The sequence below is a fragment of the Novosphingobium lindaniclasticum LE124 genome (assembly GCF_000445125.1).
GTDB classification, from domain to species: domain Bacteria; phylum Pseudomonadota; class Alphaproteobacteria; order Sphingomonadales; family Sphingomonadaceae; genus Novosphingobium; species Novosphingobium lindaniclasticum.
This window is the reverse complement of the sequence record NZ_ATHL01000019.1, coordinates 72,527-92,278: the sequence shown is the minus strand read 5'-3', so window position 1 is coordinate 92,278 and position 19,752 is coordinate 72,527. Positions and strand designations below refer to the sequence as shown.

The window sequence follows — 19,752 nt, the reverse complement described above, 5'->3', positions numbered from 1 at the left end:
GGCTTTCCGGGAATTGAGATAAGTTGATCCGGTTTGTTCCAGATAGTTGAAATGCCATGCCGGGAAGGTGCGCTCTCCGGCATGGCATCGATGCTGCTCAGGCGACGGCGAGCGTCACCGAGATATTGCCGCGCACGGCGTGACTGTAGGGACAGATGGTGTCGGCCTCGGCAACCAGCGCTTCGGCAGCCTCTCGCTCCACGCCGGGCAGGGTGACGAGCAGTTCGACGGTCAGGCCGAAACCCTTGTCGCTGCGCGGACCGAGGCCGACAGTAGCGTTCACCGTGGCGTCTGCGGGCACGCGGGGCAGGGCCTTGTCCTGGCTGGCGGCGAACTTCATGGCGCCCAGGAAGCAGGCGGCATAGCCCGATGCGAAAAGCTGTTCCGGATTGTTGCCCTGATCGTTGCCGCCGAGTTCTTTCGGTGTGCCCAAGGTGACTTCGAACGCACCGTCATCGGTGCGGGCCTTGCCGTCGCGGCCGCCGGTTGCGGTGGCGCTGGTCTTGTAAAGAGGGTTGATCGACATCGTGCATCTCCATTTAAATCGTTGGTGATTGGATCGTGTGCGATATAAATGCGTGACTCGTTCCGAGATGTCAAGCATTGCGATTCAATCGCGTGCGATTTATATGGAGGAAATGAGCCAGAGCCCTTCATCCACGCCGGAGATCGACCTCGACCCTTTCGAGGATTTCCTCTGTTTTTCGGTCTATTCTACCGGGCTGGCCTTCAATCGGATCTACAAGCCGCTGCTCGATCGCCTTGGTCTGACTTACCTGCAATATCTGGCGATCCTCGCACTCGCGCGGCAGGACGACCAGGCGGTGAGTGAGTTGGGCGAGAAGCTGTTCCTCGAGTCGAATACGCTGACACCGCTGCTGAAACGCCTGGAAGCGGCAGGTCTGGTGGAGCGCCGTCGTTCGGCCGTGGACGAGCGCGTGGTGCGGATCACCCTGACCGACAAGGGGCGGGAGACCGCAGAGCAGGCCCGCTGCGTGCCTGCGGAACTGCTGGAGACGACCGGGATTGCGGTTGAGGAACTGGAGGCTTTAAACGGCGCGATAAAGAAGCTGCGCGGGCAGCTCCGTGGTAAGTGAGTGCACCCCGTTAATCGCTATTGATAATCGATAGCGCAAACGGTAGTTCAGCGTTGATGTGCTATTCAGCCCTGCAGTGCAACGAGCACGGAAACCGGCAAGCAGCCGCTTTTCGCGAAGTCTGGCTTTCGGGCGTGAAAACGCAACTGCGTTGCGCGATGGCCCAGTGGCGCTACTAGGCGGACCCTTCACGCCCATGATCCCCTTCGGCCTCCCCCGGCACCGGGCGCTTGCGCCTGCGACTGCATCTGCTATGCGCCGACGCGAACGCGCTAAGGCTGCGTCCGGTCTGGCTGGGCTCCTTCGTGGGCTTAACCCATTACCACCCGAGGAATGAATTGATGAGCGACGGTCAGGCCGTGATGGCCCCCCTTGAACCCACTACCGCCCTGACGGTCGAGGAAGTTCTCACCGTACGCCATTGGAACGAGCACCTGTTCAGCTTTACGATGTCGCGCCCGGCCTCGTTCCGCTTCCGCTCGGGCGAATTCGTCATGCTCGGCCTCCAGGGCGAAAAGCGCCCGCTGCTGCGCGCCTATTCGATCGCCAGCCCGTCCTGGGCCGAGGAAATCGAATTCCTCTCGATCAAGGTGCCGGATGGCCCGCTGACCTCGCGCCTCCAGCTCGTGCAGCCGGGCGACCAGATCTATCTCGGCCGCAAGCCCACGGGCACCCTCGTCACCGACGCGCTGCTGCCGGGCAAGCGCCTGTTCATGCTCTCCACCGGTACCGGCCTGGCGCCGTTCATGTCGCTGATCCGCGACCCGGATGTCTACGACCTCTACGACGAAGTGATCGTCGTCCACTGCGTCCGCCGCGTCAGCGACCTCGCCTATCGTGAGGAACTGGAAAGCCAGCTGGCCGAAGATCCGCTGGTTTCCGAGCAGGCGCTGGTGCAGCTGCACTATGTACCGACCGTCACGCGCGAGCCGTTCCATACGACCGGCCGCATCGGCGCGCTGGTGGAAAGCGGCCGCCTGTTCGAAGGCCTGAAGGGCGATCAGCGCTTCAATCCCGAGACCGACCGCGTGATGCTCTGCGGCTCGATGGACATGATCAAGGACTTCTCGGCCGACCTCGAATCCTGGGGCTTCACCGAGGGTTCGAACGCCAAGCCCGGCGATTTCGTGATCGAACGCGCGTTCGTGGGGTGAGTTGTTTGTCCGACCTGACGGTCGGAAGCGGTGCCGCTCAAAAACGGGCGGAGGTCCGTTTTCGCCCGACCGTGAGGCCGGACGAACGATAGCGTGACACTTTACGGACAACTGAGCGCTACCTATATACCGACCGGTATGAAATGTTCGGCCCCCACTACGACTCGCGGTCGTCCGCGTGAGTTCGACCCTGAAAAGGCGCTGACGGCGGCGCTTCGGGTGTTCTGGCAGCGCGGCTACGAAGGCGCGTCGATGGCGGAGCTGACCGAGGCGATGGGCATCACCAAGCCCAGCCTCTATGCCTGCTTCGGCAACAAGGAAGCCCTCTTCAAGAAGGCGCTCGACCTCTACGAGCGCGACAAGCTGGCCTATGTCGGCAAGGCTTTGGAAGCGCCCACTGCGCGCGGCGTGGCCGAGCGGCTGCTGACGGGCGCGATTTCCACGCATTGCGGCGGCAGCGATCCGCACGGCTGCCTGGGCGTGATGTCCACCGTCACCTGCACGATGGAAGATCCCTCGATCCGCGACTTCGTGACCGAACGCCGGATCGCCACCGAGGATGCGCTGATCGAGCGCTTTGAACGCGGCAAGGACGAGGGCGACCTCCCCGAAAGCGTCGATCCGCGCTGCCTTGCGCAATGCCTGACGACGGTGCTCCAGGGCATGTCGGTCAAGGCTCAAGGCGGTTCCTGCGCGCAGGAGCTGAAGGGCGTGGTCGATACTTATCTGACGATGTGGCCGGGCAAGTAGGGCTTTGGCCAGCGCCGGCAGGGCAGAGCGCTACTCCTCCCCCTGCACGGTATCGTCATCCTGACTTGTTCCGGGATCGACTCCTCGACCCGCCCCGTCGTTCTGCCATGGATCCCGAAACAAGTTCAGGAAGCCGTTGAGTTGGGGGGCGAAGCGAGTCGGAGCGACGGCAGCCAGAAATCAACCTGCAAGTGGTATCACCATCAGCGAAAGATTTCGTTCAAGCGTTGTTAAGCCCCTTGAAAACCGCAGCTTCCAACAAATCTTACCAAGCGGTACAGAAACCTGCTTGACGAGATACCGCGCCGCAATATATACCGCTTGGTACAGAACGAGGTAGCCTCACTCGCCGCTTAAGGGAGTGACGGGCCGAGTTCGCAAGGGTCCGGCCAACCGGGCCTCCACCTGGCGCCGCCTGTCCCCCGCAGGTGACTCCTAGAACACAAACCTGTGCAGAAGCCCTTTCGGAAGTGCGATTCCGGGAAGTGTTCTTCTGCGCCTCGAGACTTTCCGGCGCCCCTTGCGCCGGAACACCCCGGCGTGCGCCCTTTCCCCCTCCCTTTCCCGAGGGCGTGCGCCGGGCACCTTTTTCAGGGAGCACACAACATGGCCTTCATCGATTTCTCCGATGCGGCGCTCCAGGCGCTGCCCGTAAACCGCACGTTTTCAGAAACCCCTGCCGAGCCGCTTTCTCGCTTCGAACGCAGGATCGTCGAACTGGCGCGTGACGATGGCCTTGCCACCCTTCTGCCGCAGCGCAAGCGCGGCTGGTTCGCCCGCCTCATCCTCGGCCCGCAGCCGCCTTCGCCGATGCTCGCCAACGAGCAGTTGGAGGCGCTGCGCCGCCTGGCCGTGCAGGCTTGGCATCACGGCTACACGCTGCCCGCTTCGGTCATGAAGGAGGCCCGCACGGCCGGCCATAGCGAGGCCAAGATCGGCGCCGTCATCGACCTTATCGGGCGCTCCCGCGCCCCGTTCCGGAGGCTTGCCGCGTGAATTTCCCCGTATCCCCAGAAACGCTCGCCGCAGCGCAGGCGGAGGCCGAACAGCCCCGCAGCCGTGGCCCGAGCCGCCCCAAGCGCGGACGTCAGGCCGCCGTTGCCGCCATCGCCCTGATCGCGGTGGCGGGCATCGGCTGGAAAACCTTCAGCCACACCGAAGCCGACGCGGCGCCGATGGCGCCGGCCGTCGTCCAGGCCGCCACGCCGCTTATTCGCGATGTGACCGAATGGGATGACTATGTCGGCCGCTTCGCCCCCAGCAAATCGGTGGAAGTGCGCCCGCGCGTTTCGGGCGCGATCACGCAGTTGTTCTTCAGGGACGGCGATTTCGTCCGCGAAGGGCAGCCGCTGTTCACCGTCGATCCGCGCCCTTACCGCGCCGCGCTGGCCGAAGCGCAGGCCGAAGTGGCCTCCGCCCGGAGCGCGCTCGTCCTCGCGAAATCGGATTATGCCCGCGTCGCCGGCTTGAAGGGTGACGAGGCCATGGCCGCAAGCGAAGTCGACCAGCTTCGCGCCAAAGTCCGCGCCGCCACTGCAGCGCTGGCAGGGGCCGAGGCCCGCGTGCGCCAGCGCGCGCTCGACGTCGAGTTCGCCACCGTGCGCGCGCCGATCTCGGGTCGCATTTCGGATCGCCGCGTGGACGTGGGCAACCTCGTCTCCGGCGAAAACGGCACCGGCGCCACGCTGCTGACGACGATCAACGCCGTCAGCCCGATCTACTTCACGTTCGACGCCTCCGAAGCGCTGTTCCTCAAGACCCAGCGCGAGAAGGCCGAGCACAAGCAGGCTGCCAATGTGCAGGTCCGTCTTCAGGACGAGGCCCAGTACCGCTGGAACGGCAAGCTGGACTTCACCGACAACGGGCTCGACCCGCGCTCGGGCACGATCCGCGTGCGCGCCGTGCTCGACAATCCCGACGGCTTCCTGACGCCGGGCATGTTCGGCAATATGCGCCTTGCGGAGGGCGGCACGGTCAAGGCCATGCTGGTGCCGGACGATGCCGTGCAGTCCGACCAGGCGCGCAAGGTGGTGCTGACGGTGGGCAAGGACAGCGTGGTCGCGGCCAAGCCGGTCGAGCTCGGCCCGCTGGTGGACGGCCTTCGCGTCATCCGCTCCGGCCTTGCCCCGACCGACCGTGTTGTCATCTCCAACTACCAGGCCGCCATTGCCGGCGCCAAGGTCAATACCCGTCGTGGCCAGATCGCGGTGGACCCCAAGGCGGTGCCTGCCGCTTCCGGTCCCAGCGCGCCCATCGCCGCGCAGGCCACGCTCGCCAACTGACATTCACCCAACCGGGGGAGCGGTCCTCGTCCTGAGTGACCGCTCCCTGTGAGAGGGGCATATTCCCATGCGATTTTCCCGGTTCTTCATCGACCGGCCGATCTTCGCAGGCGTCATCGCGGTGATCCTCACCGTGGTGGGTGCGCTTGCGTTCTTCGGCCTGCCGGTCAGCCAATATCCCGACATCGTCCCCCCGACGGTTACGGTGACCGCCCAATATCCCGGAGCTTCCGCCGAAACCGTCGCCGACACCGTGGCTGCTCCGATCGAGCAGGAGATCAACGGCGTCGACGACATGCTCTACATGTCCTCGCAGTCGACCGGCGACGGCAAGGTGACGATCACCGTCACCTTCAAGATCGGCACCGACCTCGATGCCGCGCAGGTTCTCGTGCAGAACCGCGTCGCCATTGCCGAACCGCGCCTTCCCGACGCGGTGCGCGCGATGGGCGTGGTGACGCGCAAGACCTCGCCCGAATTCCTGATGGTCGTGAACCTGCAATCCCCGGACGGCACGTTCAACCGCGATTACCTGTCGAACTACGCCCTTACGCAAGTCAAGGACCGCCTCTCGCGCCTGAACGGCGTGGGTGACGTGCAGCTGTTCGGCTCGCGCGACTACGGCATGCGCATCTGGATCGATCCCACCAAGGCTGCCGCCATGAACCTGACGGCGGGCGAGATCGTCGCGGCGCTCAAGGCCCAGAACGTGCAGGTTTCCTCGGGTGCGATCGGCGCGCCGCCTTACGATCGCGGCAATGCCTATCAGGTCGGCGTCGAGATGCAGGGCCGCCTGACCACGCCCGAGCAGTTCGGCGACATCGTCGTGCGCACCGATGCCGAGGGCCGCCAGGTCCGCGTGCGTGACGTGGCGCGCGTGGAACTGGGCGCGCAGGACTACACCACCAACACCTACCTCTCGGGCAAGCCCACGGTCGTGATCGCCGTGCTCCAGCGCCCGGGCTCGAACGCGCTCGATGCCGCCAAGGCCGTGCGCGCCGAGATGGACGACGTGGCCACGCACTTCCCCAAGGGCCTGGAATACTCCGTCATCTACAACCCCACCGAGTTCATCGGCCAGTCGATCGACGCGGTGTACCACACGCTGTTCGAGGCGGTGATCCTTGTCGTCCTCGTCATCCTCGTTTTCCTCCAGAACTGGCGCGCGGCGGTCATTCCGATCATCGCCATCCCCGTCTCGCTGGTCGGCACCGCGATCGTGCTCGCGGCGGTCGGTTACTCGCTCAACAACCTCTCGCTGTTCGGGCTGGTGCTCGCCATCGGCATCGTCGTCGACGACGCGATCGTCGTGGTCGAGAACGTGGAACGCTACATCGAGGAGGGCATGTCTCCGCTGGAGGCTGCCCGCCGCTCGATGGACGAAGTGACCGGCGCCCTGATTGCCATTGTTCTCGTGCTCTGCGCGGTCTTCGTGCCGACGCTGTTCATCACCGGCATGTCGGGTCAGTTCTACAAGCAGTTCGCCGTCACCATCACCACGGCCACGGCGATCTCGCTGCTGCTCTCGCTCACTCTGTCCCCGGCCTTGGCAGCGATGCTGCTGAAGGAAAAGCACGGGCTTCCTGCCGACGCCCCGCGCTGGAAGCGCGCGGTGCAAGGCGCCGCCGACAAGTTCAACCACGGCTTCGAGCGCATGAGCGAGGGCTATGCCCGCCTCACGCTCACCCTGGTGAAGCGTCCGGTGAAGATGATGGCCGGCTATGCCGCGCTCATCGCCGCCACCGTGGGCCTGTTCTGGGCGACGCCTGCGGGCTTCATCCCGAACCAGGACCAGGGCTACTTCCTGGCCGCGATCTTCCTGCCGCCGGGTTCCTCGCTCAGCCGCACGGACGAAGTGACGCAGGAAGTCGCCAAGCGCATCCTGCCGGTGAAGGGCCTGCGCGGCGCGGTGATGTTCGCCGGCTTCCACGGCCCGTCGCAGACCGCCGCACCGGACGCCGCCGCCATCTACTTCCCGTTCAAGAGCTTCGAGGAGCGGAAAGCTCTGGGCGTGACCTATGAAGGGATCATGGCCCAGGCCCAGGCAGCGATGCAGGGCTACGACAAGGCGCAGGTCCTGCTGATCCCGCCGCCGACCATCAACGGCATCGTTCCTCCGGGCGGCTACCGCATGGTCGTGGAGGACAAGGAAGGGCGCGGTTTGGCCGAGCTTCAGAAGGCTGCCGGCGCACTGATCGCCAAGGCCAACCAGGCCCCCGAACTGAGCCAGGTCTACACCCTGTTCACGATGAACACGCCGCGCGTCTATGCCGATGTCGATCGCCGCAAGGCCGACATGCTGGGCGTCTCCCCCGCCAAGGTCTTCGAGGCGATGCAGGTCTATCTCGGATCGTCGTATATCAACGATTTCAATCTCTTGGGACGCACTTATCGCGTGACCGCGCAGGCCGATGCCGAGCATCGCGGATCGACGGCGGACATTGCCAACCTCCAGACCCGCTCGGATTCGGGCGCGATGGTGCCGGTCGGCTCGGTCGCGACTTTCAAGGACCAGACCGGTCCCTACCGCGTGGTGCGCTACAACCTGCACCCGGCGGTGGAAATCGACGGCAGCTACGGCAAGGGCTACTCCTCGGGCCAGTCGCTGGCGACGATGGAGAAGATCGGGGGCGAAACCCTGCCTACGGGCTACGACACCGAGTGGACGGGTATCGCCTATCAGCAGGCCACCGCCGGCAATACCGCCGGCGTGGTGTTCGGCATGGCGGTGCTCTTCGTGTTCCTCGTGCTCGCCGCCCAGTACGAGAGCCTGACCTTGCCGCTGGCGATCATCCTGATCGTGCCGATGTGCCTCTTCGCGGCCATGCTGGGCGTGAACCTGAGGGGGATGGACAACAACATCCTGACCCAGATCGGTCTGGTCGTGCTGATTGCCCTTGCCGCCAAGAACGCGATCCTCGTGGTCGAGTTCGCCAAGCAGGCCGAAGAGGAACGGGGCTATTCGCCGGTGGAGGCAGCCGTCTACGCGGCCCGCACCCGCCTGCGTCCGATCCTGATGACTTCGCTGGCCTTCATCCTCGGCACGGTGCCGCTGGTGATCGCGAGCGGAGCAGGCGCCGAGCTTCGCCAGGCGCTGGGTACGGCGGTGTTCTTCGGCATGACCGGCGTTACCGGCTTCGGCCTGCTGTTCACGCCCACCTTCTACGTCGTCTGCCGCAAGCTGGCGACCTCGCTGAGGCGCAAGCCCGCAGCCGGGCACCATACAAGCCACGGGGCCAGCCACGCGGTGGTTCCGGCGGAATGAAAGGACCGATGATGTCCATGAAAATCAAGAATCTGGTTGCCGGACTTTTCGCCGCGACCGCCCTTTCGGCCTGCGCCGTCGGACCCGACTATGTCGCGCCGACGCCGCCGGTCGCGGCGGGGGCGCCCTTCGTGGGCGTCCAGTCCGCCGAAGTGACCAGCGCCGCCCCCGACGACAACTGGTGGCGGCTGTACCAAGACCCGGTGCTCGACGGTCTCGTTGCCGATGCGCTCGCTGCCAATACCGATGTGCGGGTGGCGGTCGCGCGGATCGAGAAGGCCCGCGCCAGCCTGCGCGGCTCGCGCTCGGACCGGCTGCCGCAGACCGACATCAGCGCCTCCGGCACGTATGGCCGCGTTTCCGAAGCGCAGGTTCTTCCCGGTTTCGACCGCGAAGGGCGCCGCGTCGACGGCGAACTGGCGATCGGCTATGAACTCGACCTGTTCGGCCGCGTCTCGCGCGGGATCGAGGCTTCGCGGGCCGATCTCGCCGCAGCGCAGGAGGATGCCGACGCAGTGCGGGTGACGGTGGTGGCCGATACCGTGCGCGCCTATGTCGATGCCACCAGCGCCGCCGACCAGCTTGGTGTCGCCCAGCGGACCGTCGATCTGCTCGACCGTTCGACGCGGATCACCAATGCCCGTTTCGAACGCGGCCTCAACCAGAAGCTCGACGTGATCCGCGTCACCCAGCTTCGCGAGCAGCAGGCGGCGGCCATCCCCAGCCTCCAGGCTGCGCGCGACGCGGCGCTGTTCCGTCTCGCTACCCTGACGGGCCGAACCCCGCAGGATCTGCCCGAGGCGGCGCGCACCCGCACGACCACGCCGGACGTCAGCAAGCCGATCCCGGTGGGCGACGGCGCTACTCTGCTGGCACGCCGTCCGGACGTGAAGGCGGCCGAACGCCGGCTTGCGGCGGATACGGCGCGTGTCGGCGTGGCGACGGCGGACCTCTATCCCAAGATCACGCTGGGCGGCTCCGTCGGCACCACGGCGGTCGGCGCGACCGATGTGTTCGGCGGCGGCCCGCTGCGCTGGCTGCTCGGGCCGATGATCTCCTGGGCCTTCCCCAACCAGGAAGCCATCCGCGCCCGGATCGGCGGCGCCAAGGCCGATGCCGAGGCCGATCTCGCCAATTTCGACGGCACCGTTCTGCGGGCGCTGGAAGAGACGGAAACCGCGCTTTCGGCCTATCGCAATGCCCTGCTGCGCAAGGAACGACTCGGCTCCGCGCGCGATGCGGCGGAACGGGCGGCAAACGTCAGTCTGGCGCGCGAGAGCAGGGGGCAGATCGATTCGCTCCACGTGCTGGATGCGCAGCGCACCCTGGCGCAGTCGGAGGCCGACTATGCGGCGGCGACCCGCGCCGTGGCTTTCGCACAAGTCGACCTGTTCCGCGCGCTCGGCGGAAGCTGGCAGCAGAGCTGATACGGATTTAACCGGGGGGCAGGAAAAGGCGGCAAGGCGCATGTCCCTGCCGCCTTTTTCGTGCCGTTCCACGCCTTCTTTTCGTCGCTGCGCTCGCAGCGACGAGTTATCGGCCAGACACAAAAAAGGGAGCGCCGAAGCGCTCCCTTTCCAAAATTCCCAAGGGAACCCCGCCGGGTCAGTTCCGGCTGGCGAGGCCCTTGTTCAGCCAGAGCGCCACCAGGGTGGCGATCGCGCCGGAGAGCAGATAGCCGCCCGAGGCGATCAGGCCCCAGTTGCTCGACAGCAGCAGGGCCGCCAGGGGGGCGAAGCCGGCGCCGAACAGCCAGGCAAGGTCGCTGGTGAGCGCGGAGCCGGTGTAGCGGTGCTCGCTGGCGAAGCCCGAGGCGACGACGCCGGAGGACTGGCCGAAAGCGAGGCCGAGCAGGATGAAGCCGCCGATCATGAACGCGATCTCACCCGCCGGGCCGGCATCGAGAAGCTGCGGGGCGAAGCCGGAGAACACCGCGATGGCGACGGCGCAAGTGCCGAGCAGGTTACGGCGTCCGAACTTGTCGGCAATGCGGCCCGAAGCAATCACCGCGACCACGCCGAAGGCGGCGGCGAGGGCTTCGATCAGCAGGAAGCCGATCGGCGAATCGGGGGTGAAGAGGAAGACCCACGAAAGCGGGAACACGGTGACCATGTGGAACAGCGCGAAGCTGGCGAGCGGGGCGAAGGCGCCCAGAACGATGGTCTTCCACTCGGTGCGCAGGGTAAGACCGACGCTGACCGGCTGGAGGTCGCGGCTGGCGAAGAGATTCTCGAACTCCTCGGTGACGACGATGCGCAGGCGGGCGAAGAGCGCCACGACGTTGATCGCGAAAGCCACGAAGAAGGGATAGCGCCAGCCCCAGTCCAGGAAATCCTCGGCGGGGAGGGCGGCGATCATGAACGCGAAAAGAGTGGAAGCCACGATCAGGCCGAACGGCGCGCCGAGCTGCGGGATCATCGCATACCAGCCGCGCTTGTGCTCGGGGGCGTTGAGCGCCAGCAGCGAGGCGAGGCCGTCCCAGGTGCCGCCGAGGGCGAAGCCCTGGCCAAGGCGGAACAGGCAGAGCAGGGTGATCGCGGTGCTGCCGGCCGATTCGTAGGAAGGCAGGAAGGCGATCGCCGCGGTGGAGCCGCCGAGCATGAACAGCGCGATCGTCAGCTTGGTGCCGCGGCCATAGGCGCGGTCGAGCGCCATGAAGACCAGCGAACCGACCGGACGCGCGATGAACGCCAGCGCGAAGACCGCGAACGAGTAGATCGTGCCGGTCAGCGCATCGACGAAGGGGAAGAACAGCTTCGGGAACACCAGCACCGAGGCGATGGCATAGACGAAGAAGTCGAAGAACTCCGAAGTTCGGCCGATGATCACGCCAATGGCGATTTCACCGGGCGAGGGCCGGTGATGCTCCTTGAACGTCGGCAGTCCCAGGGCTTCGCGGGGCTGGGGGATGCTGGTCATTTCGATTCTGCGGCCTTCGTTTCGGGTCCGCGAGCGGCCGGTCCTGGAATCTGCCGAGCGCGGACGAATCAAGGCGGGCGCGCGAAACGCCCGGCTACATGTCGGGGCGTATCGTCATTGTCCGGCTTCAAGGGGATTGGACAAAATGTCCTATGTTCGCACCCGCGGCATCGGCTTAGGCGCTCCACCCATGCGCCCACCCGAGTCCAGACCGAAGCCGCGGCAGCTGACCGCGCTCGCCAAAGTCCTTGCCGCCTTGTCCCTGACTGGCGCGCTTTCCGCTTGCAACACCGTCGTGCTTGACCCTGCGGGGGATGTCGCGCGTCAGCAGGGTGACCTCGTCGTCATCTCTACCCTGCTGATGCTGCTGATCGTCCTTCCGGTGATGGCGGCGACGTGTCTCTTCGCGTGGCGTTACCGCGCGTCGAACAAGGAGGCGGTCTATCAGCCCGACTGGGATCATTCGACTCAGCTCGAACTGCTGATCTGGACCGCGCCGCTCCTCATCATCATCTGCCTCGGCGCATTGACCTGGGTTACGACTCACCTTCTCGACCCCTACCGCACCATCGGCCGCATCGACGCCAACACGCCGGTCGCCGCCAATGCGAAGCCGCTGGAGGTCGAAGTCGTCGCCCTCGACTGGAAGTGGCTCTTCATCTACCCCGAGCAGGGCGTGGCCACCGTCAACGAGCTGGTCGTCCCGACCGGCCGTCCGCTGCACTTCAAGATCACCTCGTCGAGCGTGATGAACTCCTTCTACGTGCCCGCCATGGCCGGCCAGATCTACGCGATGCCCGGCATGGAAACGCGCCTGCACGCGGTGGTCAACAAGCCGATCGAAACCGTCGGCTTCTCGGCCAACTATTCCGGTGCCGGCTTCTCCAACATGCGCTTTGCCACGCGCGCCGTCAGCGACGCTGATTTCGCCAAGTGGGCCGAAGGCGTGAAGGCCGGCGGCGACAAGGCCGGCGGCACGCTCGATCGTATCGCCTATCTCCAGCTCGAGAAGCCGAGCGAGAAGGTGCCGGTCATCCGCTATGCCTCCGTCGCCCCCGACCTCTACGACGCGATCGTCGACATGTGCGTCGAGCCCGGCAAGATGTGCATGAGCGAAATGATGGCGCTCGACGCCCGCGGCGGTCTCGGCAAGGCCGGCATCCGCAACGTCGAGATGCTCGCCTACGACAAGCACGGCCGCGAAGCCGTGGCCAAGGCCAACGCCAATCCGAACGCCGCCATCCAGCGCGAGCTGGCTTGGGTCCGCGCGCTCTGCCGGCAGATGCCGGGCACTGCGCCCGACAACACCGTCAAGGCGCCGACCAACCTGCGTTCGCTGACCGGTGCCGGCATGGCCGCTCCGCAGTCGCTGCCGCTCTTCGGCAAGGGGGAGCAAGCGCTCTCCCAGCCGCAGGCCGAGCCGGTCGCCGTCAACGACGCCGCGCACTCCTCTCAGATTTCCCGGAACTGATAGAACAATGGAAGTTGTAGACCATTCTCACTGGAGCCCGTTACTGGGCCGCCTGTGGTGGGACGCCATGCCACAGGAACCGATCGTGCTCGCCACGTTCGTCGTCGTCGCCCTGGGCGGCGCGGCGCTTGTGGCCGGGCTGACCTATTTCAAGCTCTGGGGCTATCTCTGGAAGGAGTGGTTCACCAGCGTGGACCACAAGAAGATCGGCATCATGTACATGGTGCTGGGTCTGGTCATGTTCCTGCGCGGCTTCGCCGACGCGGTCATGATGCGCATCCAGCAGGCGATCGCCTTCGGCGGCAACGAGGGCTACCTCAACGCCCATCACTACGACCAGATCTTCACCGCCCACGGCGTGATCATGATCTTCTTCGTGGCGATGCCCTTCGTCACCGGCCTGATGAACTACATCGTGCCGCTGCAGATCGGCGCGCGCGACGTCAGCTTCCCGTTCCTGAACAACTTCAGCTTCTGGATGACGACGGCAGGCGCGGTGCTGGTCATGGCCTCGCTGTTCATCGGTGAGTTCGCGCAGACCGGCTGGCTGGCCTATCCGCCGCTGTCCAACCTGGCGTACAGCCCGTGGGTCGGCGTCGACTACTATATCTGGGCCTTGCAGATCGCCGGCGTCGGCACATTGCTCTCGGGCGTCAACCTGATCGCGACGATCGTCAAGATGCGCGCGCCGGGCATGACCATGATGCGCATGCCGATCTTCACCTGGACCGCGCTCTGCACCAACATCCTGATCGTCGCCGCCTTCCCGGTGCTGACGGCCGTGATGACGATGCTCACCGTCGACCGCTACCTCGGCTTCAACTTCTTCACGAACGACTTCGGCGGCTCGCCGATGATGTACGTCAACCTGATCTGGATCTGGGGCCACCCCGAGGTCTACATCCTCATCCTGCCGCTGTTCGGCGTCTTCTCGGAAGTCACCTCGACCTTCAGCGGCAAGCGCCTGTTCGGCTACTCGTCGATGGTCTATGCCACCCTGTGCATCACCATCCTCTCGTACCTCGTGTGGCTGCACCACTTCTTCACCATGGGTTCGGGCGCGAGCGTCAACTCGTTCTTCGGCATCACCACGATGGTGATATCGATCCCGACCGGCGCGAAGCTCTTCAACTGGCTGTTCACGATGTATCGTGGCCGCATCCGGTTCGAACTGCCGATGATGTGGACGGTCGCCTTCATGCTGACCTTCACCGTCGGCGGAATGACCGGCGTGCTCCTCGCGGTGCCGCCTGCCGACTTCGTGCTGCATAACTCGCTGTTCCTGATCGCCCACTTCCACAACGTCATCATCGGCGGCGTGCTGTTCGGCATCTTCGCGGCGATCAACTACTGGTGGCCCAAGGCCTTCGGCTTCAAGCTCAACCAGTTCTGGGGCAAGGTCAGCTTCTGGCTCTGGGTTCCGGGCTTCTGGGTGGCCTTCATGCCGCTCTACATCCTGGGCCTGATGGGCGTGACCCGCCGCATGCGCACCTTCGACGATCCCTCGCTGCAGATCTTCTTCGTCATCGCCGGCATCGGCGCTGCCATGATCGCGGGCGGTATCGCCGCCATGCTCGTCCAGTTCGCCGTGTCGGTCTGGAAGCGTGAGGAACTGAAGGACGAATCCGGCGACCCGTGGAACGGCCGTACCTTGGAGTGGGCGACCTCGTCCCCGCCGCCGGAGTACAACTTCGCCTTCACCCCGGTCGTGCACGACATCGACGCCTGGGACGACATGAAGCGCTGCGGCGTGACCCGTCCGACCGCCGGCTTCCGTTCGATCCACATGCCCAAGGGCACGGGCACCGGCCTGATCCTTGCCGGTCTGTCCACGGTCCTCGGTTTCGCGATGATCTGGTACATCTGGTGGCTCGCGGCCGTGTCGTTCCTCGGCGTGATCGGCTACGCGATCTTCCATACCTTCAACTACAAGCGCGACTACCACATCCCGGTCGAGACGGTCGAAGCGACCGAGGCCGAGCGTACGCGCCAGCTCGCAGCAGTGGGAGCCTAATCGATGACTGCCACTGCTGAAATGACCAAGAACCTGACCCAGCCTGAACTCCAGGCCGCGTTCTACGACCTGGACGAGCACGACCATCCCGAAGGCGGCAGCACCATGCTGGGCTTCTGGATGTACCTGATGAGCGACTGCCTCATCTTCGCGATGCTGTTCGCCGCCTATGGCGTGCTGGGCGGCAGCTTCGCGGCGGGGCCGGGGCCGAAGGATCTCTTCGACCTCAAGCTGATCGCGCTGAACACGGCCATGCTGCTGTTCTCGTCGATCACCTACGGCTTCGCGATGCTGGCCATGGAGAAGGACAACCGCGGCGGCACGCAGCTGTGGCTGCTGGTCACCGCCCTGTTCGGCGCGGCCTTCCTCTTCATCGAACTCTACGAGTTCAGCCACTTGATCCACGAAGGCGCGACGCCCATGCGCTCGGGCTTCCTTACCGCGTTCTTCTCGCTGGTGGGCACCCACGGCCTTCACGTCACGTTCGGCCTGATCTGGCTGTTCACGCTGGTCGTCCAGATCGGCAAGAAGGGCCTGATCCCGGCCAACAAGCGCCGCCTCATGTGCCTCTCGCTGTTCTGGCACTTCCTCGACGTGATCTGGATCGGCGTCTTCACCTTCGTCTATCTCATGGGAATGCTGTGATGAGCGACCACGTTCACCCCAACCACCACCTCGACGACGATCACGGCAGCCACGGCTCGCTCCGCGACTACGTGATCGGCTTCATCCTCTCGGTCATCCTCACCGCCATTCCGTTCTGGCTGGTGATGACCGGGGCGATCGCCGACAAGTCTACCACGGCCTTGGTGATCATGGCCTTCGCGGCGGTGCAGATCGTGGTTCACATGATCTACTTCCTGCACATGAACACGAAGTCCGAGAACGGCTGGACCGTGATGGCCCTGATCTTCACGATCGTCATTCTCGTGATCACGCTTTCCGGCTCGCTCTGGGTGATGTACCACCTCAACCACAACATGATGCCGATGACGAGCCACGAGATGGGCCAACTGCCCTGATCGAAACTCGGGACAAGAGACGAAACTGACCGAAGCAATGCGGACAGAACCGGATCGAACAGAAGCGCGGCGGCCCTGGGGGCTCGCCGCGTTTCTTCTGGTTGCGCTTGCGGCCTTCGTGGCCCTGGGCCTGTGGCAAGTGCAGCGCATGCACTGGAAACACGCGCTGATCGCCCGTGTCGAAACGCGCGTTCACGCCGCGCCCGTCGCGGTGCCGGACGATGCCCGGCTGAACCGAGCGTCGATGGTGGACGGCATTTCCGAATTCGCCTACTTGCGCGTGAAGATCGCCGGAACCTACGAAGGCAGAGCGACCGCTCTGGTGCGCGCTGCGACGGAACTCGGCACCGGCTACTGGACGATGACGCCGATCCGCACCGCCGAAGGACGGCAGGTCTGGATCAACCGTGGCTTCGTTCCAGCCGGAACCACGCGGGAGCAAGCCGCTGCGACGGCGCCGCAGGGCCGCGTCGAAGTCACGGGGCTGTTGCGGGCCAGCGAGCCGGGGGGAAGCGTGCTCCAGTCGAACCAGCCCGGCGCGGACCGCTGGTACTCGCGGGACGTCAAGGCTCTGGCCATGGTGCGCGGCATCGGTGCGGTGGCGCCGGCTTTCGTCGACGCTCAGGTCGAGCAGGCTGCGCCGGTCCGGGGGTTGCGTCCGGTTCCCGGGCTTACCCAGATCCATTTCCCCGACAGCCATCTCACTTACGCGCTGACGTGGTTCGCGATGGCGGCGATGTCCGCCATGGCGTTGATCTTCGTCTGGCGGCGCGGGCGATGGACCGCCTGATCGAACTGTTCGCGCCGCCGGGCCTGCCAAGGGGGTCGGCCAGCCGCGCCAATGTCATCCTGCTGACCCAGCTGCGCTGGACGGCGGTGTTCGGCCAGCTTGCGACGATCGTCATCGTCTCGCAGGCCTTGGGCGTGAAGCTGCAACTGGCGCCGCTGCTGCTGGCGCCGCTGCTGCTGATCGTCGTCAACCTCGCCTCCGCCAGCGTCGTGCTGCGGCGGCGGGACTTCACCCAGGGCGAGCTGTTCTCGGCGTTGATGGTGGATGTGACCGCGCTGTGCTGGCAGCTTTATCACAGCGGCGGCGCGACCAATCCCTTCACGTTCCTGTTCCTGCTCCAGATCGTCATCGCGGCAGTGATCCTCGACTTGCGCTGGAGTTCGCTGGTTGCGATCAACGCCTGCCTCTGCATGTTGCTGCTGACCTACTTCTACGTCCCGCTGCAACTGCCGGAGCGCTATGCGGAGCGCCCGTTCGAACTCTACATCTACGGCAGCCTGTTCTGTTTCGTGCTGGCGGCCGTGCTGCTGATCGTCTTCGTCGCCCGGCTGGACTTCACCCGGCGCGAAAGCGACGCCAAGCTTGCCGCGCTGCGCCAGCAAGCGGTGGAGGAAGACCACATCATCCGCATGGGCCTGCTCGCCTCCGGCGCTGCCCATGAGCTGGGCACGCCGTTGTCGTCGATCTCGGTGATCCTTGGCGACTGGGCGCGCCAGCCGGGCATCGCCGAGGACCCGGACCTCGCCGCCGACCTCGTGGACGTGCGTCGTGAACTGGCGCGCTGCAAGAACATCGTCAGCGGCATCCTCATGTCGGCGGGCGAAATTCGCGGCATCGATCCGGCGGTGACCACCCTGCGCGGTTTCCTGAGCGAGATCCTGGAAGAATGGCGCGCCCGTATGCCCGGCGAGCTGCGCTTCATCGACCGGATCGCCGAAGACCGCTCGATCGTCGCCGATCCCGGCCTTCGGCAGGTGATCGGCAATGTCATCGACAATGCCGTGGAAGTCTCTCCGGCGCTGGTGATCATCGAGGCCTGGGTAGATGCCGCCGGCGATCACGGCCAGCTCGTCCTCACCGTGAGCGACCGCGGTCCCGGCTTTGCGCCCGAGATGCTGCCGCGCGTCGGTCAGCCCTATGCCTCCACCAAAGGCCGGGACGGCGGCGGGCTCGGACTGTTCCTGGTCGTCAACGTGATCCGCAAGCTCGGCGGCAAAGTCGCGGTCGACAATCTCGCCGATGGCGGCGCGAGGGTGCAACTTGCGATTCCGCTTGCTACATTGGCCTACGAGCCGCGAAAGGGCGAAGATACAGCCGGGGCGGCATGATGGGCGAAGCACGATGACGGAAGCAGCGATGAACGAAGCGGAGGGCGCGAGCCTGCTGATCGTCGAGGACGATCCGACCTTCGCGCGTACCTTGCGCCGCTCGTTCGAGCGGCGCGGCTACCGCGTCAGCTCCGCCGCCAGCCCCGACGATGTCGAGGCGCTGAGCGAGGACGAAGTCTTCGACTATGCCGTGGTGGACCTGAAACTTGGCGCCTCGTCGGGGCTGGCGGTGGTGCAGTCGCTCCATGCCCGTTGCCCGGAAACCCGGATCGTCGTGCTGACCGGCTATGCCTCGATCGCCACCGCCGTCGAAGCGATCAAGCTCGGCGCCTCGCACTACCTCGCCAAGCCTTCCAACACCGACGATATCGAGGCTGCCTTCACCAGCGGGGAGGGCGATGCCAGCGTCCCGGTCGACGGAAGGCGCAGTTCGATCAAGACGCTGGAGTGGGAATATATCCACGGCACGCTCGTCGAATGCGAGTTCAATATTTCGGAGGCCGCCCGCCGTCTTGGCCTCCACCGCCGCACTCTGGCGCGCAAGCTGGAGAAGCGGCAGCTTTAGCGTGGTTCCAAATGCGCTCGACATCGCTTTGCCGTTCGTCATTGGTACGCTCGCGATGACGGGGATGGTGTGATGTCGAAACACAATGGAAGCATTTGCGTCTTGGGCGCTGGAGCGCCGTCGGCATGACGGACATCTCTGCCTCCTCGCCATTGGCACGCATGCCGGCGATCGATCCGCGCGCGCTGATGACGTTCCGCGTGGTTTGCGAAACCGGCTCGATCAGCGCGGCGGCGCGCGTGCTGAACCTGTCGCAGCCCTCGGTCTCCAACACCATCGCCCTGCTCGAGCGTCGTCTCGGCGTGGCGCTGTTCGAGCGGCGGCGCGGCGGCATCGTGCTGACCCGTGAGGGCGAAGTGCTGCGCCGCCCGGCCGAGGCGATGGCGCGGCTGCTTTCCGACGCGATGAGCGACGTCGAGCACGCCCGGCACCACATTGCCGGACCGCTGCGAATCGGCGGGACGCCCGGCGCCTTGCTCACGCTGCTGCCCGGCGCGATCCTGCGCGTGGAGGAAGCGGTCGGCGATTTCGCGCTGAGTGCGGTAGAGCGGCCGGACGAACAACTGATCGACATGCTGCGCAAGGGCGAGGTCGAACTGGCCTTCGTCACCACGCGCATTCAGAACGTCCCGCCGGACATGGAGGAAGTGACGTGCGCACGCGATCCTTTCGCGCTGATCGTCGGCCCGCGCCACGCCGATCTGGGAGAGCACGTCTCGCTGCGCGACGTCGAGCACTATCCCTGGGTCCTGCCGGAAGCCCGCGGTGCTTTCCGCCGTCAGGTCGATGCCCTGTTCATCGCCGCCGGCGTCTCGGTGCCGCGCACGACGATCCGCTGCGACTCGCTGCTTACCACTCGCGCGATCGTGCGGGAGACCGACCGCGTGACCGTCTTGCCGCGCACGGTCGCGCTCGACGGCGCCTCGGACGGTTCGATCCGGGCGATCGCCATTCAGGAAGCGGTGTTCGAGCGCAGCGTCGGCGTGCTGCGCTTGGCCGCGCGCCGGCTGTCGCCGCTGGCCGAGGCCATGCTGGCCGCGCTCGGCGCCGGCTAGAGGATTTTCCAATCAGGTGGAATCACCCGATCACTCGGAA

Annotated in this window: 17 protein-coding genes; 15 read left to right on the top strand and 2 right to left on the bottom strand. The window is 65.5% G+C overall.

The window, feature by feature from the left end; genetic code table 11:
• Positions 1 to 97: 97 nt before the first annotated feature.
• The gene (locus L284_RS27515; RefSeq protein WP_021232492.1) at positions 98 to 526 is read right to left on the bottom strand and encodes an organic hydroperoxide resistance protein; all 429 of its coding nucleotides are present in this window, start codon (positions 524 to 526) and stop codon (positions 98 to 100) included.
• A gap of 103 nt (positions 527 to 629) precedes the next feature.
• On the opposite strand from L284_RS27515, the gene L284_RS27510 reads away from it, so the two are divergent.
• From L284_RS27510 to L284_RS27480, 7 genes are all read left to right on the top strand, one after another.
• Positions 630 to 1,097 carry a MarR family winged helix-turn-helix transcriptional regulator gene (locus L284_RS27510; protein WP_021232491.1) on the top strand — a complete coding sequence of 156 codons (468 nt, stop codon included), beginning with the start codon at positions 630 to 632 and terminating at the stop codon, positions 1,095 to 1,097.
• Between the two features lie 341 nt (positions 1,098 to 1,438).
• Positions 1,439 to 2,251 carry a ferredoxin--NADP reductase gene (locus tag L284_RS27505; RefSeq protein ID WP_021232490.1) on the top strand — a complete coding sequence of 271 codons (813 nt, stop codon included), beginning with the start codon at positions 1,439 to 1,441 and terminating at the stop codon, positions 2,249 to 2,251.
• Between the two features lie 138 nt (positions 2,252 to 2,389).
• Positions 2,390 to 3,001: a TetR/AcrR family transcriptional regulator gene (locus L284_RS27500; RefSeq protein ID WP_021232489.1), complete on the top strand. Its 612-nt coding sequence runs from the start codon at positions 2,390 to 2,392 to the stop codon at positions 2,999 to 3,001.
• Between the two features lie 606 nt (positions 3,002 to 3,607).
• Positions 3,608 to 3,997, top strand: coding sequence for a hypothetical protein (locus tag L284_RS27495; protein WP_021232488.1), 390 nt, complete (start codon positions 3,608 to 3,610; stop codon positions 3,995 to 3,997).
• Entirely contained in the window at positions 3,994 to 5,283 is a 1,290-nt protein-coding gene (locus L284_RS27490; RefSeq protein ID WP_021232487.1) for an efflux RND transporter periplasmic adaptor subunit, read from the top strand. The genes L284_RS27495 and L284_RS27490 overlap by 4 nt, the downstream gene beginning before the upstream one ends.
• A 67-nt stretch (positions 5,284 to 5,350) precedes the next feature.
• A complete protein-coding gene (locus tag L284_RS27485) occupies positions 5,351 to 8,548 on the top strand; it encodes an efflux RND transporter permease subunit (protein WP_021232486.1) in 3,198 nt (1,065 codons plus the stop codon).
• 17 nt (positions 8,549 to 8,565) lie between these two features.
• On the top strand, positions 8,566 to 9,975 hold the full coding sequence (locus L284_RS27480) for an efflux transporter outer membrane subunit (protein ID WP_021232485.1): 1,410 nt from the start codon (positions 8,566 to 8,568) through the stop codon (positions 9,973 to 9,975).
• Positions 9,976 to 10,153: 178 nt separating this feature from the next.
• On the opposite strand, the gene L284_RS27475 is transcribed toward L284_RS27480, so the two are convergent.
• Entirely contained in the window at positions 10,154 to 11,467 is a 1,314-nt protein-coding gene (locus L284_RS27475; protein WP_021232484.1) for an MFS transporter, read from the bottom strand.
• 190 nt (positions 11,468 to 11,657) lie between these two features.
• Between L284_RS27475 and cyoA the strand changes: the two genes are divergently transcribed.
• The 8 genes from cyoA (at position 11,658) to L284_RS27435 (ending at position 19,712) form a co-directional block, all read left to right on the top strand.
• Complete coding sequence (gene cyoA / locus L284_RS27470; protein ID WP_052018304.1) at positions 11,658 to 12,938, top strand: ubiquinol oxidase subunit II; 1,281 nt, start codon at positions 11,658 to 11,660, stop codon at positions 12,936 to 12,938.
• Between the two features lie 7 nt (positions 12,939 to 12,945).
• Positions 12,946 to 14,952 (top strand): cytochrome o ubiquinol oxidase subunit I, encoded by a 2,007-nt coding sequence (gene cyoB / locus L284_RS27465; protein ID WP_031341425.1) that lies wholly within the window; start codon positions 12,946 to 12,948, stop codon positions 14,950 to 14,952.
• Between the two features lie 3 nt (positions 14,953 to 14,955).
• Positions 14,956 to 15,597: a cytochrome o ubiquinol oxidase subunit III gene (cyoC, locus tag L284_RS27460; RefSeq protein ID WP_031341424.1), complete on the top strand. Its 642-nt coding sequence runs from the start codon at positions 14,956 to 14,958 to the stop codon at positions 15,595 to 15,597.
• A complete protein-coding gene (cyoD, locus tag L284_RS27455) occupies positions 15,597 to 15,974 on the top strand; it encodes a cytochrome o ubiquinol oxidase subunit IV (protein WP_021232480.1) in 378 nt (125 codons plus the stop codon). Before cyoC ends, cyoD begins: the two co-directional genes overlap by 1 nt.
• Before the next feature lie 37 nt (positions 15,975 to 16,011).
• Positions 16,012 to 16,764: an SURF1 family protein gene (locus L284_RS27450; protein WP_021232479.1), complete on the top strand. Its 753-nt coding sequence runs from the start codon at positions 16,012 to 16,014 to the stop codon at positions 16,762 to 16,764.
• Positions 16,752 to 18,092: an ATP-binding protein gene (locus L284_RS27445; RefSeq protein ID WP_021232478.1), complete on the top strand. Its 1,341-nt coding sequence runs from the start codon at positions 16,752 to 16,754 to the stop codon at positions 18,090 to 18,092. Before L284_RS27450 ends, L284_RS27445 begins: the two co-directional genes overlap by 13 nt.
• 28 nt (positions 18,093 to 18,120) lie before the next feature.
• Complete coding sequence (locus tag L284_RS27440; protein ID WP_031341420.1) at positions 18,121 to 18,657, top strand: response regulator transcription factor; 537 nt, start codon at positions 18,121 to 18,123, stop codon at positions 18,655 to 18,657.
• A gap of 125 nt (positions 18,658 to 18,782) precedes the next feature.
• Positions 18,783 to 19,712, top strand: a complete 930-nt coding sequence (locus L284_RS27435; RefSeq protein WP_235054270.1) for a LysR family transcriptional regulator — start codon at positions 18,783 to 18,785, stop codon at positions 19,710 to 19,712.
• Positions 19,713 to 19,752 lie beyond the last annotated feature (40 nt).

Bases quoted from the DNA above. Each gene is read 5' to 3' on its own strand.
- L284_RS27515 (WP_021232492.1), bottom strand. From the start codon at position 526: ATGTCGATCAACCCTCTTTACAAGACCAGCGCCACCGCAACCGGCGGC.
- L284_RS27510 (WP_021232491.1), top strand. From the start codon at position 630: ATGGAGGAAATGAGCCAGAGCCCTTCATCCACGCCGGAGATCGACCTC.
- L284_RS27505 (WP_021232490.1), top strand. From the start codon at position 1,439: ATGAGCGACGGTCAGGCCGTGATGGCCCCCCTTGAACCCACTACCGCC.
- L284_RS27500 (WP_021232489.1), top strand. From the start codon at position 2,390: ATGAAATGTTCGGCCCCCACTACGACTCGCGGTCGTCCGCGTGAGTTC.
- L284_RS27495 (WP_021232488.1), top strand. From the start codon at position 3,608: ATGGCCTTCATCGATTTCTCCGATGCGGCGCTCCAGGCGCTGCCCGTA.
- L284_RS27485 (WP_021232486.1), top strand. From the start codon at position 5,351: ATGCGATTTTCCCGGTTCTTCATCGACCGGCCGATCTTCGCAGGCGTC.
- L284_RS27480 (WP_021232485.1), top strand. From the start codon at position 8,566: ATGAAAATCAAGAATCTGGTTGCCGGACTTTTCGCCGCGACCGCCCTT.
- L284_RS27475 (WP_021232484.1), bottom strand. From the start codon at position 11,467: ATGACCAGCATCCCCCAGCCCCGCGAAGCCCTGGGACTGCCGACGTTC.
- cyoA (WP_052018304.1), top strand. From the start codon at position 11,658: ATGCGCCCACCCGAGTCCAGACCGAAGCCGCGGCAGCTGACCGCGCTC.
- cyoB (WP_031341425.1), top strand. From the start codon at position 12,946: ATGGAAGTTGTAGACCATTCTCACTGGAGCCCGTTACTGGGCCGCCTG.
- cyoC (WP_031341424.1), top strand. From the start codon at position 14,956: ATGACTGCCACTGCTGAAATGACCAAGAACCTGACCCAGCCTGAACTC.
- cyoD (WP_021232480.1), top strand. From the start codon at position 15,597: ATGAGCGACCACGTTCACCCCAACCACCACCTCGACGACGATCACGGC.
- L284_RS27450 (WP_021232479.1), top strand. From the start codon at position 16,012: ATGCGGACAGAACCGGATCGAACAGAAGCGCGGCGGCCCTGGGGGCTC.
- L284_RS27445 (WP_021232478.1), top strand. From the start codon at position 16,752: ATGGACCGCCTGATCGAACTGTTCGCGCCGCCGGGCCTGCCAAGGGGG.
- L284_RS27440 (WP_031341420.1), top strand. From the start codon at position 18,121: ATGAACGAAGCGGAGGGCGCGAGCCTGCTGATCGTCGAGGACGATCCG.
- L284_RS27435 (WP_235054270.1), top strand. From the start codon at position 18,783: ATGACGGACATCTCTGCCTCCTCGCCATTGGCACGCATGCCGGCGATC.